Raw genomic sequence first — 14,539 nt, forward strand, 5'->3', positions numbered from 1 at the left:
ATGATGGTAATACATTCGCCAAGGAGGGGAACGAACGTGCGAAAGGGAACGTTGCGGCAAATTTTGCTCATTACCGATGGCTGCTCCAACCATGGTGAGGACCCAGCCGCCATGGCGGCGCTAGCCCGTGAGCAAGGCATTACGGTGAACGTGATCGGCATCTTGGATCAAGGTGCGATGGATGAAAACGGACGGCGGGAAATTGAAGCGATCGCCGCGGCTGGCGGCGGGATGAGCCAAGTCGTGTACGCGAAACAGCTGTCGCAAACCGTGCAAATGGTGACGCGCCAAGCGATGACTCAGACGTTGCAAGGGCTCGTCAATCGCGAGTTGAAACAAATCTTTGGTTCTGACGTTTCGCTTGAGGACTTGCCGCCGGACAAGCGCGGCCAAGTGATGGAAGTCGTCGATGAACTCGGGGAAACGGTTGCCCTTGATGTGCTCATTTTGATCGATACGAGCGGGAGCATGAAAACAAAACTGCCGACCGTCAAAGAGGCGCTCATCGATTTATCGCTCAGCTTAAATGCGCGCATGGGCGAAAACCGCTTTTCGGTGTTCATCTTCCCGGGAAAACGGGCGCACGCCGAAAAAATGATCGACTGGACGCCAAGGATTGAAGAGTTGTCCACCATCTTTCCGAAATTGGCGTCGGGCGGGCTGACGCCGACCGGACCGGCGCTGCGTGAGGCAATCGCCTATTTTGAGCGTAAACGGTCGTTAAGGAGCTGGATCGGCGATGGCGATGAGCCATACATCGAAGAATCGTCTTTGTAATTTGCCGCCTGGTACGGTCATCACTGGGAAATGGCATGGCCGTTCCTACCGGCTGCTGCGGCGGCTTGGCAGCGGGGCGAACGGCGTCGTCTATTTGGCGGAGAACGGCCGGACTCGCGTCGCCGTCAAGTTGAGCGATGACTATGCGTCATTGGCATCGGAAATGAATATATTGCGCCGTTTTGCTAAGGTCCAGGGAGCCGCCCTCGGGCCTTCTTTGCTGGAAGCCGATGACTGGCAAAGCCCGTTTGCGCGGGAGACGATCCCGTTTTATGTGATGGAGTATATTGAAGGGGAGAATTTCGCTGCTTTCATCCGCCGCCGTGGAAAAGAATGGGCGCCCGTGCTCATGATGCAGCTGTTGTCGGTGCTTGATCGGCTTCATCAAGAAGGATGGGTATTTGGGGATTTAAAGCCGGATAATTTGATCGTTACCGGGTCGCCGCCGTCGGTTCGGTTGCTTGATGTGGGCGGGACGACGCTGCAAGGAAGGGCGGTAAAAGAGTTTACTGAGCTGTATGACCGCGGCTATTGGGGGCTTGGATCGCGCAAAGCGGAGCCATCTTACGACTTGTTTGCGGCGGCGATGGTGATGATTTCTTCTTGCTGCCCGGGGCCGATTGAGAAAAAGGGTGACGGTCGGGCGCAGCTGTTGTCCATCATCGAAACGGACCGCTTTTTAACCCGATACAAGGAGGTGCTGCAAAAGGCGCTTGACGGCCGATATCGAAAGGCGGCCGATATGCGTCGCGACTTATTGGCCGCCTCTTCCCGCCATACATCGGCGGAAAACGAAAGAAAGGCAGTGCCAAGCCGTCGGTCGGGGCGGCAGGTGAAACGGCGCCGCCAAGCGAGAGGGATTGTCGAAACGGTGGTCATCGCCGCCGCATTGCTGGGCGCCTATGCCTTTTATATATATTGGCAGCTGGCGATGTAATTGTTTTGAGAAAACAGGGCGGACGTGTTACGATGAAGCTGAACGAAACGCAAAGAGGTTGGCTCGGATGATCGACAAAGTGCGCGCCTTTATCCACAGGCATCAACTGCTTTCAGAAGGAGCGGCCGTCATCGTTGGCGTCTCCGGAGGCCCGGATTCGCTTGCGTTGCTGCACGTTTTTTTTGTCGCTGCGCGACGAATGGAAGCTTCAGGTCATAGCGGCCCATGTTGACCATATGTTTCGTGGGCGGGAGTCAGAAGAAGAGATGGAGTTTGTGAAACGTTTTTGCGTGGAGCGCCGTATTTTATGTGAGACTGCGCAAATCGACGTCCCGGCCTTTCAGCGCAGCGCAGGTCTCGGCGCCCAAGAGGCGGCGCGGATCTGCCGCTACCGCTTTTTTGCCGAACTAATGGAAAAGCATCAAGCGGGGTACGTCGCCGTAGGCCATCATGGCGACGATCAAGTCGAGACGATTTTAATGCGGCTTGTGCGCGGCAGCACAAGCAAAGGATACGCTGGTATCCCCGTCAAACGGCCGTTTCACGGCGGCTATCTCATCCGTCCGTTTTTGGCTGTCAGCCGGGCGGAGATTGAAGCGTATTGCCGGCAGATGGAGCTGTCTCCACGCCGCGATCCGAGCAATGAAAAAGACGATTATACGCGCAACCGGTTCCGCCATCATATTGTCCCGTTGCTGCGGCAGGAAAATCCGCGCCTGCACGAGCGGTTTCAGCAATACAGCGAAATGATGGCGGAAGATGAGCAATTTTTGGAGGAATTAGCCGCGGACGCGCTGAATAAAGTAATGGAAAAACAACATCGCGATGCGGCGCTTTCCATCGGACCATTTTTGGCGCTGCCGCGACCGCTGCAGCGCCGGGTGCTGCAGCTGTTGCTTCTCCGTCTTTATGACGGCGTTCCGCCGACATTGACTTCCGTACATATCGGCCATATACTGATGCTTTGTGAGCGCGGCCGCCCTTCCGGAATGATCGATTTGCCAAAAGGGCTCAAAGTGATTCGCTCGTACGACCGCTGTTTGTTTACGTTTGACGCAGAAAGCGGCGAGAAAGGCTATTGGTTTGAACTGCCGGTTCCGGCGCTATTGCCCCTCCCAAACGGCTATGCAATCATCAGTGAATTTGGGGAACACTATCCAAGAAAGCAGGCCGGGAATGATTGGTTCGTCGTGGATCCTGCTTCCGTCTCCTTGCCGCTTCGCGTGCGGACGCGTCGGCGCGGCGACCGGATGGTGCTCAAGGGGACGGGAGGCACAAAAAAATTGAAAGAAATTTTCATTGAAGCAAAAATTCCGCGGATGGAAAGGGATCGCTGGCCGATTGTCGAAGATGCCGACGGTCGCATCCTTTGGGTGCCTGGCTTGAAAAAATCGGCTTTCGAAGCGCAAAACCTTGGGCAAGCTCGCTATATTTTGCTGCAATATCAGGCGATGAACAGCTAGGAGGAAAAAAGATGGGGATGAAAGACGATATTCAAAAAGTGTTGATCACGGAAGAGGAAATTCAGGCAAAAGTCAAAGAACTCGGCGGTTTGTTAACGAAAGAATATGAAGGCCGTTTTCCGCTCGCTGTCGGCGTTCTCAAAGGGGCGATGCCGTTTATGGCCGACTTGCTCAAACATATTGATACATATTTAGAAATGGATTTTATGGACGTATCAAGCTATGGCAATGCGACCGTTTCATCCGGCGAAGTGAAAATCGTCAAAGACTTGAACACATCCGTCGAAGGACGGGATATTTTGATCATTGAGGATATTATTGACAGCGGGCTGACGCTCAGCTATTTGGTCGACTTGTTTCGCTACCGGAAGGCGAATTCGATCAAAATCGTCACGCTTCTTGACAAGCCGTCTGGACGGAAGGCGGACATTCAAGCCGATTACACCGGATTTACCGTCCCCGATGAATTCGTCGTCGGCTATGGGCTCGATTACGCGGAAAAATACCGCAACCTCCCGTTTATCGGCGTCTTAAAGCCGGAAGTGTACCAAAAGTAGAACGGTTGCTGGGCGACGGCCGAATTGTTTGTATTGAAACAAATTTCTATGATAGTATTGAGTATAGTGTGTTTCATATGGGAGGAGGCAAGAAATGAACCGGATTTTCCGCAATACCATCTTTTATTTGCTGATTTTCCTCGTCGTGATCGGCGTCGTCAGCTTTTTTAACGGCACGAACCAGCGAACGGAGCCGATGACGTACGATGCGTTCATCACTCATCTGGAAAACGGGGATGTCAAGTCGTTTTCCATTAAGCCGGAACGCGGCGTATATGAAATCAAAGGCCAGTTGAAAACATATAGCGAAGGGCAGTACTTTTCCACCTACGTCATGAACAGTGACAAAGTGCTTGACCGCATCGATGCGGCGGCGGCGCGGACGCGGGTGGAAGTCGTGCCAGCGGACGAAACGAGCGGATGGGTGACGTTTTTCACTTCCATCATCCCATTTGTGATTATTTTTATTTTGTTCTTCTTCATTTTGAACCAGGCACAGGGCGGCGGCAGCCGGGTGATGAATTTCGGCAAAAGCCGGGCGCGGCTGTATACGGATGACAAGCGGAAAGTCCGCTTCCGCGATGTGGCTGGGGCAGATGAGGAAAAGGAAGAGTTGGTGGAAATCGTCGAGTTTTTAAAAGATCCGCGCAAGTTTGCGGAACTTGGCGCCCGCATTCCGAAAGGGGTATTGCTCGTTGGGCCGCCCGGAACCGGGAAAACGCTGTTGGCGCGCGCGGTTGCCGGAGAAGCGGGCGTGCCGTTTTTCTCGATCAGCGGGTCGGATTTCGTGGAAATGTTCGTCGGGGTCGGGGCATCGCGGGTGCGCGACTTGTTTGAAACGGCGAAAAAAAAATGCCCCGTGCATCATCTTCATTGATGAGATCGACGCCGTCGGCCGCCAGCGCGGCGCCGGCCTTGGCGGCGGCCATGACGAGCGTGAGCAGACGCTCAACCAACTGCTTGTCGAAATGGACGGCTTTAACGGCAACGAAGGGATCATTATTATCGCGGCCACCAACCGGCCGGACATTTTAGACCCGGCGCTGTTGCGCCCGGGGCGCTTCGACCGGCAGATTACCGTCGACCGCCCGGACGTCAAAGGGCGCGAAGCGGTGCTGCGCGTGCATGCCCGCAACAAGCCGCTCGATGAATCGGTTGACTTGAAGACGATCGCGATGCGGACGCCTGGATTTTCCGGCGCCGACTTGGAAAACTTGCTGAATGAGGCGGCGCTCGTTGCAGCGCGCCGCAACAAAAAGAAAATTGATATGAGCGACATCGACGAGGCGACGGACCGGGTGATTGCCGGACCGGCGAAAAAAAGCCGCGTCATTTCGGAAAAAGAACGGCGCATCGTCGCGTTTCACGAAGCTGGGCATACGGTCATCGGCATGGTGCTCGCCGATGCGGAAATGGTGCATAAAGTGACGATTGTGCCGCGCGGCCAAGCCGGAGGCTATGCGGTCATGCTGCCGAAAGAAGACCGCTACTTTATGACGAAAGCCGAACTGATGGATAAAATCACCGGACTGCTCGGCGGGCGCGTTGCCGAGGAAATCGTGTTCAATGAAGTGAGTACAGGGGCCCATAACGATTTTCAGCGGGCGACAAACATCGCGCGCCGGATGGTGACGGAGTTTGGCATGAGCGAAAAGCTTGGTCCGCTTCAATTCGGCCAACCGAGCGGGCAAGTGTTTTTAGGACGTGACTTACACAACGAGCAAAACTACAGCGACAAAATCGCCTATGAAATTGACTTAGAGATTCAGCGCATCATTAAAGAGTGCTATGAAAAAGCGAAACAAATTTTGACCCAACATCGGGACAAATTGGATTTGATCGCCAACACGCTGTTAGAAGTCGAGACGCTCGATGCGGAGCAAATTAAACATTTGTTCGAACATGGCACGCTGCCCAAAGACCGGAACGGGCGCGAGGAGTCCGGCAAAAGCGACGGCGATGTGAAAATCAACATCCAAAAGAAAGAGGAGTAATCGATGTCTCTGTTCGGAGGCATCTTTTTTTTTGCCGGCGGCCCAGGGAAAGAAGGACAGTTTTTTTCCCGTAAGTATGATATGATAAAGAATGGGAATTTATCGAGGAAAAGCGAGGAATGAAGCGATGATTTTTGTATTGGACGTCGGCAATACAAACACGGTGTTAGGGGTGTATGACGGGGACGAACTGAAACATCATTGGCGCATTGAAACAAGCCGCTCGAAAACGGAAGACGAATACGGCATGATGATCAAAGCGCTCTTGAACCATGTCGGCTTGCAGTTTTCCGACATTCGAGGCATCATCATTTCCTCGGTCGTGCCGCCGATTATGTTTGCTCTTGAACGCATGTGTCTAAAATATTTCCATATCAAACCGCTCATCGTCGGTCCGGGCATTAAAACCGGGCTCGACATCAAATATGACAATCCGCGTGAGGTGGGCGCCGACCGGATTGTCAACGCGGTCGCCGGCATCCATTTGTACGGCAGTCCGCTGATTATCGTCGATTTTGGCACGGCGACGACGTATTGTTATATTAATGAACATAAACAATATATGGGAGGGGCCATTGCCCCGGGAATTATGATCTCGACAGAGGCTCTGTTTGCGCGGGCGGCGAAATTGCCGCGCATTGAAATCGCCCGCCCGGATGATATCATCGGCAAAAATACGGTCAGCGCCATGCAAGCCGGTATTTTATACGGTTATGTCGGACAAGTGGAAGGCATCGTGTCGCGAATGAAGGCGAAAAGCAAAATCCCGCCGAAGGTGATTGCTACTGGCGGTTTGGCTCCGCTCATTGCCAGCGAATCGGACATCATCGATGTCGTTGATCCGTTTTTGACGCTGACTGGCTTAAAATTGTTGTACGAGAAAAACACCGAGAAAAAAGGATGAAAGGCTTGATGAAGATGGGAGACTACTTAGTCAAAGCACTCGCTTACAATGGACAAGTGAGAGCGTATGCCGCAAGAACGACGGAAACGGTCGCCGAGGCGCAACGCCGCCACCAAACATGGCCGACCGCCTCAGCGGCCCTTGGTCGAGCGTTGACCGCTGGTGTTATGATGGGAGCGATGCTGAAAGGCGAGGAAACGTTGACGATTAAAATTGACGGCGGCGGCCCGATCGGCGTCATTTTGGTCGACAGCAACGCCAGAGGGGAAGTGCGTGGCTATGTAACGAATCCGCATGTGCATTTTGAGCTGAACGAGCACGGGAAACTTGATGTGGCACGGGCGGTCGGAAAAAATGGGATGTTGACGGTTGTGAAGGATCTTGGGCTGCGCGACTTTTTCACCGGACAAGTGCCGCTTATCTCCGGGGAGCTTGGCGATGATTTTACGTATTATTTTGCTTCGTCCGAACAAATTCCGTCATCGGTTGGCGTCGGGGTGCTCGTCAATCCCGACCATACCATCCGAGCCGCCGGAGGATTTATGATCCAGTTGATGCCCGGGACGGAGGAGAACACGATCACTCGCATTGAAGAGCGGCTGAAACAAATTCCGCCCGTGTCGCGCATGATCGAAAGAGGGCTCAGCCCGGAACAGCTGCTCGAACAACTGTTGGGAGATGGAGGCGTCCGTGTGCTCGAGACGATGCCGGTGTCATTCGTCTGCCGCTGTTCGCGCGAGCGGATCGCTGATGCCCTTATCAGCCTAGGGCCCGAGGAAATCCAAGACATCATCGACAAAGAAGGGCAGGCGGAAGCTTCGTGCCATTTTTGCAATGAAACGTACCATTTCGACAAAGCGGAGCTGGAACAGTTGAAACAACTCGCAAAAAAAGAATGAAAACAGTAAAATGATTGACAATTACGCCAATAGTTGATACATTGGAGACAAAGTCGATAAAATTAATGGGGATTAGAGGTGGAACAATGGCACGCACAGTCAACTCGATAACCGAATTGATCGGCGATACGCCGGCCGTGAAACTGAACCGCATCGTTGATGAAGACAGCGCGGATGTGTATTTGAAACTGGAATTTATGAACCCGGGCAGCAGCGTCAAAGACCGGATTGCGTTGGCGATGATTGAAGCGGCGGAAAAAGCGGGCAAGCTGAAGCCGGGCGACACGATCGTTGAGCGACAAGCGGCAACACTGGGATCGGATTGGCGATGGTCGCGGCGGCGAAAGGATATAAGGCTGTATTGGTCATGCCGGATACGATGAGCTTGGAGCGCCGCAACCTGCTGCGGGCGTATGGAGCCGAGCTTGTGCTCACACCGGGTGCACAAGGGATGCGCGGAGCAATCGCAAAGGCGGAAGAGCTCGTCCGCGAGCACGGCTACTTTATGCCGCAGCAATTTAAAAACGAGGCGAACCCGGAAATCCATCGCTTGACGACCGGGAAAGAGATCGTGGAGCAAATGGGCGACCAGCTTGATGCGTTTGTTGCCGGCGTTGGCACGGGCGGAACGATCACCGGAGCAGGCAAAGTGTTGCGCGAAGCTTACCCAAACATTAAAATTTACGCCGTTGAACCGGCCGATTCCCCAGTCTTGTCGGGAGGAAAACCGGGCCCGCACAAAATCCAAGGGATCGGCGCTGGCTTTGTTCCAGATATTTTGGATACGAGCATTTACGATGGGGTTATTACGGTAACGACGGAAGAAGCGTTTGCGGCGGCCCGCCGCGCGGCTCGCGAGGAAGGCATTCTCGGCGGCATTTCGTCCGGCGCTGCGATTCATGCGGCATTGAAAGTGGCGAAAGAGCTCGGCAAAGGGAAAAAAGTGCTCGCCATCATCCCGAGCAACGGCGAACGTTATTTGAGCACGCCTCTTTACCAATTTGAAGACTAAGCAGACTTTTTCGGCAGGGGCAACCCTGTCGAATTTTTTTTACGAGGATGGTGACCCAGACGGACAATCATTGTACAATAAAAGTAACTATGGACATCGTAAGGAGCTGACGAGGATGGAACAGCGGCGCAGGCGACTGAAACGAACTATCGATTATCGCGGACGGGATTGGTTCCGCCAGTACGAACAGCTGGCCTATAGCCGGCCTCATCATGTGTTGCTTGAGAGCGGCCAAGGGGGAAGGTACAGCATGATCGGCCTTGACCCGATCGGAGTGATCCGCGCTGACGAGCGGCGGCTCATCATCAAGCAGCGCGGGGTTGAAACGGTGCTGGATGGCTCGCCGCTCGAAGGGCTCCGGCAATGGCTTCGGTGTTTCGCCGTGCCGGATGAGGGGGAGTCGTTGCCTTGCCAAGGCGGCTGATCGGTTTCATTAGCTATGATGCGGTTCGCTATCTGGAACGGCTCCCGGTGCTCGCGCAAGATGATTTGCGGCTGCCGCTCATGTATTTTTTCCTCTTTGACGACGTAGCGATTTATGATCACCAAACTGAACAGCTTCATTTGCTTGCCTACGCGAATGAAGGGGAGGAAAGCGAAGCAAACCGGCGGCTTGCGCGGCAAGCACGGATGTGGCTCGAGGATCGGAATGAAGCGCTGGTCTGGCCGCTTGCTGCCTCGACAGCTGCGCCGTCTGTTTCCATGACAAAAGAGAGGTTTATGGATGCGGTTCGCCGCGTGCAACGCTATATTGCGGCGGGCGATGTGTTTCAAGTCAACTTATCGGTGCGTCAGTCGCAGCCGCTGGTGACGCATCCATTTGCCGTCTACAAGCAGTTGCGGATGCTGAACCCGTCCCCTTACATGGCGTATTTGCATACCCCGGAATTTCAAGTCGTCAGCGGCTCGCCGGAGTTGCTCGTCCGCAAGCGGGGATGGCGTCTTGAGACGCGGCCGATTGCCGGCACACGTTCGCGCGGTCGGACGGCGGCAGAGGATGAACAAATTGCTCGCAAGTTGCTTGCGAGTGAAAAGGAGCGGGCCGAGCACGCCATGCTCGTTGATCTTGAACGGAATGACCTTGGGCGCGTCTGTGCATACGGGACGGTTCGAGTTGACGAATGGATGACCGTCGAAAAGTATTCTCATGTGATGCATATCGTTTCTCACGTATCCGGCACCATGACGACGGAGCACGATGCGTTTTCCGTCATTCGCGCCATGTTTCCCGGCGGGACGATCACCGGCGCTCCGAAAGTGCGAACAATGGAGATTATTGAAGAGTTGGAACCGGTCCGCCGCGGCTTGTACACGGGCTCGATCGGTTGGATCGATTTTCAAGGAAACATGGAGCTAAACATCGCCATTCGAACGATGGTCGTCAAAGACGGATTGGCGCATGTACAGGCAGGAGCGGGCATCGTCATCGATTCCAACCCAGAGCATGAGTACAAGGAATGTTTAAAGAAAGCGGCTGCCCTTTGGAAAGCGAAAGAGCTGAGCGAAGCAGAGGCATTATTTCCGAGCATGAGGTGAGAATGATGATCGTCATGATTGATAACTACGATTCATTTACGTACAATTTGGTGCAATATTTGGGCGTGTTGGGAGAAGAGCTGATTGTCAAACGGAATGATGAAATTACGGTGGCTGAAATCGAACGACTCCGCCCTGATTTTATTATGATTTCCCCCGGTCCATGCACACCGAATGAGGCAGGGGTCAGCCTGGAAGTCATCGATCGCTTTGCCGGCCAAATTCCGATTTTCGGCGTCTGCCTCGGACATCAAGCCATCGCCCAGGCGTTCGGCGGCCGCGTTGTCCGCGCTCCAAGGCTGATGCACGGGAAAACATCGTCCGTCTACCATGATGGGGAGACGATTTTCCGCGGCGTGCCGAACCCGTTTACGGCAACGCGCTACCATTCCCTTATCGTCGAGAAAGAGACGCTTCCGGACTGTTTCGTCGTGTCGGCTTGGACGGAAGAGGGTGAAGTGATGGCGATTCGCCATAAAACGCTGCCGGTGGAAGGCGTGCAGTTTCACCCGGAATCGATTATGACAAGCCATGGGATGCAGCTGTTGAAAAACTTTATCAACACGTATAAAAAGGCGTGACAGTCATGTACGTGTATATCAACGGCGCGGTCGTTCCGCGCGAAGAAGCGCAGTTATCAGCGTTTGATCACGGCTTTTTATATGGGCTCGGCTTATTTGAAACATTCCGCACGTATAGCGGCCACCCTTTTTTGCTTGACGATCATTTGGCCCGATTGAACAAAGGGCTGTCTGAGCTTCACATCGAAAGGCAGTTCGGCCGCGCCGAAGTGGTGGCGATCATCGAGCAGTTGCTCGAGGCCAATGGCTTGCGCGACGCTTATGTGCGCTTCAATGTATCGGCCGGGGTCGGCGATCTCGGCTTGCCGATCGAACGTTACCGAAACCCGACCGTCATCGTCTATATGAAGCCGCTTCCGCCGTCCGTCCCTCCGGAAGGAAAAGAAGGGGTGGTGCTCGCGGCAAGGCGAAACAGCCCGGAAGGCAATGAGCGACTAAAGTCGCACCATTATTTAAACAATATGATTGGGAAATGGGAGCTCGGACATCGACCTCATGCGGAAGGAATTTTTTTGAATTCAGATGGTGCGGTAGCGGAGGGGATCGTTTCCAATATTTTTTGGGTGAAAGACGGCATCGTCTACACGCCAGCGCCGGCTGTCGGCATATTAAACGGCATCACAAGACAATTCATCATTGCTTTGCTCAAGCAGTTGCGCATCCCAGTTGAAGAAGGGGTATATCCGCTGTCCCATTTGTTGCAGGCTGATGAAGCATTTATCACCAACTCTGTGCAGGAAATTGTACCCCTTTGCCGCATTGGCCATTGCGTTTACCAAGGAAAAAATGGTCCGGTGGTCCGGGCCTTGCAGCACCATTACCGACGCTTGACCCATCGGCTATGGACGAGGAACGAATTGGCAGAAAGGATGAACGACTGATGACAACATCGATGCGCCCTCTTCGGCTTCAATGCCGCGGGCATGAGCTTGACTTAAACAAAAAAACGTTGATCATGGGCATTGTCAACGTCACGCCCGATTCGTTTTCCGACGGCGGCCGGTTTTACGACGTGGAAAACGCGGTCAAGCACGCGAAGCGGCTCGTGGCGGAAGGAGCAGACATCATTGACATCGGCGGTGAATCAACTCGTCCGGGGGCGGATCCAGTGCCGCTTGATGAAGAATTGCGCCGCGTCATTCCGGCGGTAAAAGCGATTGCTAAGGCGGTGAGTGTGCCGATCTCAATTGACACGTACAAAGCGGAAGTGGCGCGGCAAGCCATGGAGCTGGGGCGCACATCATCAACGACGTTTGGGGAGCCAAGGCGGACCCTGATATGGCCGGTGTTGCCGCCACGTACGGCGCGCCGATCATTTTAATGCACAACCGCCGCGATATGGCCTATCGCGATTTGATTTCCGACATGATCGCCGATTTGAAAGAAAGCATTCGCATTGTCAAAGAGGCGGGTGTGAAAGATGAGAACATTATTTTAGATCCAGGGATCGGCTTCGCCAAGACGGTCGAGCATAACTTGGAGGTGATGCGGCGCCTTGATGAATTTGCCGCTCTCGGCTATCCGCTTTTGCTTGGCACGTCGCGCAAACGATTTATCGGCCATGTGCTCGGCGTGCCTGTCGAGGAGCGGGTCGAAGGAACAGGAGCGACCGTTTGTCTCGGCATCATGAAAGGGGTGCACATCGTCCGAGTCCATGATGTATTGCCGATTGCCCGCATGGCCAAAATGATGGATGCTATGCTTGGGAAGGGAGAGAGCGGTCATCGATAAAATTTATGTGCAAGGCATGGAGTTTTACGGCTACCACGGGGTGTTTCGCGAAGAAAACATCCTTGGCCAGCGATTTTTGGTCGATGTGACGTTGGAGCTCGACTTGCAGCCCGCCGGGCGGAGCGATTGTCTTGAGTATACCGTCAACTACGCCGATGTGTACGAGCGCTGCCGGGCGATCGTTGAGGAGCGGACGTTCGCCTTGATCGAGGCGGTCGCTGAAGCGATCGCCGCCGACTTGCTCGCTGCCTTTCCTGTTGTCGAGCGCTGCATTGTCAAAGTGACGAAGCCGAATCCGCCGATTCGCGGCCATTATCAACATGTCGCAGTCGAAATTGATAGGGGTCGTTAAATGGAAAACATCGCATATCTCGCTTTAGGCTCCAACCTCGGAGATCGTGTTTCCTATTTGCGTTCTGCCATTGAAGCGCTCCATCATCATCAGGAAATTTTGATCACATCGAGCTCATCGATTTATGAAACCGATCCGGTCGGCTATGTCAACCAAGGCAAGTTTTTAAACATGGTGATCGAGGTGGCGACGACGTTGTCGCCGTTTGCCTTGCTTGACGTGACCCAGCAAATCGAACGACGTCTTGGAAGAAAAAGGGAAATTCGCTGGGGACCACGGACGTTAGACCTTGACATTTTGCTGTATAATCATGAAAATATTGAAACAGAGCAGCTGACGATCCCGCATCCGCGCATGGCGGAGCGGGCGTTCGTGCTCATCCCGTTGTTTGAAGTCAACTCCCACGTGGCAATACCGAACCTTTCCGAGCCGTTAATCGACATCATTGGCCGACTACCTGACAAAAAAGGAGTTCATGTATGGAAGCGGAAAGATGGGGAAGACGTATTCGCGCTTTTCGAAAGTTGAAAGGATATACGCAAGAAAGACTGGCGAAAGAACTAGGCATTTCCGTATCGATCCTTGGTGAAATTGAACGGGGGAACCGGATGCCGTCCGATTCGCTCGTTGGACAAATCGCCGAACGGCTGAATATATCGGTGGAAGAACTGGCGCCGCCGAAACTCGAATCGAACAAGTAGAAAGGAGGCATCTGCGATGTTTCGCATTGGCGATGTCGAAATTAAAAACCGCGTCGTGCTCGCTCCGATGGCAGGCGTATGCAACTCCGCGTTCCGCCTGACCGTCAAAGAATTCGGCGCCGGGCTTGTATGCGCCGAGATGGTAAGCGACAAAGGAATCGTATACAACAACGAAAAGACGTTAAACATGTTATATATTGATGAACGGGAAAAGCCGATCAGCTTGCAAATTTTCGGCGGCGAGAAAGAAACGCTCGTCAAAGCGGCGAAATTTGTCGATAAAAATACGAATGCAGATATCATCGACATCAACATGGGTTGCCCAGTGCCGAAAATTACGAATTGCGACGCTGGAGCGAAATGGCTGCTTGACCCGAATAAAATTTATGATGTCGTTGCCGCGATCGTCGATGCCGTTGAAAAACCGGTCACGGTGAAAATGCGGATCGGTTGGGATGAAAAGCACATTTACGCCGTCGAAAACGCTCAAGCCGTTGAGCGCGCCGGCGGGAAGGCCGTCGCCGTCCACGGACGGACAAGGGTGCAAATGTATGAAGGAAAAGCGGACTGGAACATCATCAAGCAAGTGAAAGAAGCCGTCAACATCCCGGTTATCGGCAACGGAGATGTCAAAACGCCTCAAGATGCAAAGCGGATGCTTGAAGAAACAGGGGTCGACGGCGTCATGATCGGACGGGCGGCGCTTGGAAACCCTTGGATGATCTATCGCACTGTCCGTTATTTAGAAACTGGAGAGCTCATCCCGGAACCGACGCGAGGGAAAAAATCGATGTCTGCCTGCTGCATTTAGACCGATTAATTGCCTTAAAAGGCGAGTATATCGCCGTCAAAGAAATGCGTAAACACGCTGCTTGGTATTTAAAAGGCATTCGCGGCGCAGCGAAAATCCGGAACGCCATCAATGAATGTGAAACGCGGGACGAACTGGCCGCACTGTTGCTTCGCGTGGCGGAGGAAGCGGAAGTCCAAGCAGCGGCGAACGCCGAAGCCGTTTAACGGATTTCCGAAAGAAGTCTCCCACCTCAAGGAACGCGAAGGGTGTAACCCAGTGAGTAGGTGGGAGATGAATGTCGG

The 14,539-nt window shown here is 53.6% G+C and carries 10 protein-coding genes and 6 pseudogenes; all 16 read left to right on the forward strand.

The annotated features are described in order from the left end of the window. Positions 1-777, forward strand: coding sequence for a VWA domain-containing protein (locus I656_RS12640; RefSeq protein WP_020754013.1), 777 nt, complete (start codon positions 1-3; stop codon positions 775-777). Further along, on the forward strand, positions 740-1,714 hold the full coding sequence (locus tag I656_RS12635) for a protein kinase domain-containing protein (protein WP_015373707.1): 975 nt from the start codon (positions 740-742) through the stop codon (positions 1,712-1,714). Before I656_RS12640 ends, I656_RS12635 begins: the two co-directional genes overlap by 38 nt. Positions 1,715-1,781: 67 nt before the next feature. After that, positions 1,782-3,177 (forward strand): annotated as a pseudogene (gene tilS, locus I656_RS12630) (tRNA lysidine(34) synthetase TilS). 11 nt (positions 3,178-3,188) lie between these two features. Next, complete coding sequence (hpt, locus tag I656_RS12625; protein WP_012820458.1) at positions 3,189-3,734, forward strand: hypoxanthine phosphoribosyltransferase; 546 nt, start codon at positions 3,189-3,191, stop codon at positions 3,732-3,734. A gap of 94 nt (positions 3,735-3,828) precedes the next feature. Continuing rightward, positions 3,829-5,728 (forward strand): annotated as a pseudogene (ftsH, locus tag I656_RS19680) (ATP-dependent zinc metalloprotease FtsH). A gap of 127 nt (positions 5,729-5,855) precedes the next feature. Further along, positions 5,856-6,632 carry a type III pantothenate kinase gene (locus I656_RS12620; protein ID WP_011229578.1) on the forward strand — a complete coding sequence of 259 codons (777 nt, stop codon included), beginning with the start codon at positions 5,856-5,858 and terminating at the stop codon, positions 6,630-6,632. 8 nt (positions 6,633-6,640) lie between these two features. Then, positions 6,641-7,531 carry an Hsp33 family molecular chaperone HslO gene (gene hslO / locus I656_RS12615; RefSeq protein ID WP_015373710.1) on the forward strand — a complete coding sequence of 297 codons (891 nt, stop codon included), beginning with the start codon at positions 6,641-6,643 and terminating at the stop codon, positions 7,529-7,531. Positions 7,532-7,617: 86 nt separating this feature from the next. After that, positions 7,618-8,543 (forward strand): annotated as a pseudogene (gene cysK, locus I656_RS0114780) (cysteine synthase A). 115 nt (positions 8,544-8,658) lie between these two features. Next, positions 8,659-10,079 (forward strand): annotated as a pseudogene (gene pabB, locus I656_RS0114785) (aminodeoxychorismate synthase component I). Positions 10,080-10,084: 5 nt separating this feature from the next. Further along, a complete protein-coding gene (pabA, locus tag I656_RS12610; protein WP_015373712.1) occupies positions 10,085-10,660 on the forward strand; it encodes an aminodeoxychorismate/anthranilate synthase component II in 576 nt (191 codons plus the stop codon). A 5-nt stretch (positions 10,661-10,665) separates the two neighbouring features. Next, positions 10,666-11,541: an aminodeoxychorismate lyase gene (gene pabC, locus I656_RS12605; protein WP_015373713.1), complete on the forward strand. Its 876-nt coding sequence runs from the start codon at positions 10,666-10,668 to the stop codon at positions 11,539-11,541. After that, positions 11,541-12,391, forward strand: a pseudogene (folP, locus tag I656_RS0114790) (dihydropteroate synthase). Before pabC ends, folP begins: the two are co-directional and overlap by 1 nt. After that, entirely contained in the window at positions 12,354-12,743 is a 390-nt protein-coding gene (folB, locus tag I656_RS12600; protein ID WP_014194586.1) for a dihydroneopterin aldolase, read from the forward strand. Before folP ends, folB begins: the two are co-directional and overlap by 38 nt. Further along, entirely contained in the window at positions 12,744-13,271 is a 528-nt protein-coding gene (gene folK, locus I656_RS12595; protein ID WP_015373716.1) for a 2-amino-4-hydroxy-6-hydroxymethyldihydropteridine diphosphokinase, read from the forward strand. Further along, positions 13,223-13,444 (forward strand): helix-turn-helix domain-containing protein, encoded by a 222-nt coding sequence (locus I656_RS0114795; RefSeq protein ID WP_011229587.1) that lies wholly within the window; start codon positions 13,223-13,225, stop codon positions 13,442-13,444. Before folK ends, I656_RS0114795 begins: the two co-directional genes overlap by 49 nt. A 67-nt stretch (positions 13,445-13,511) precedes the next feature. Continuing rightward, positions 13,512-14,461, forward strand: a pseudogene (gene dusB, locus I656_RS0114800) (tRNA dihydrouridine synthase DusB). The last annotated feature ends 78 nt before the right edge of the window (positions 14,462-14,539 follow it).

It is taken from the genome of Geobacillus sp. WSUCF1 (assembly GCF_000422025.1).
In the GTDB taxonomy this organism is placed as follows: domain Bacteria; phylum Bacillota; class Bacilli; order Bacillales; family Anoxybacillaceae; genus Geobacillus; species Geobacillus zalihae.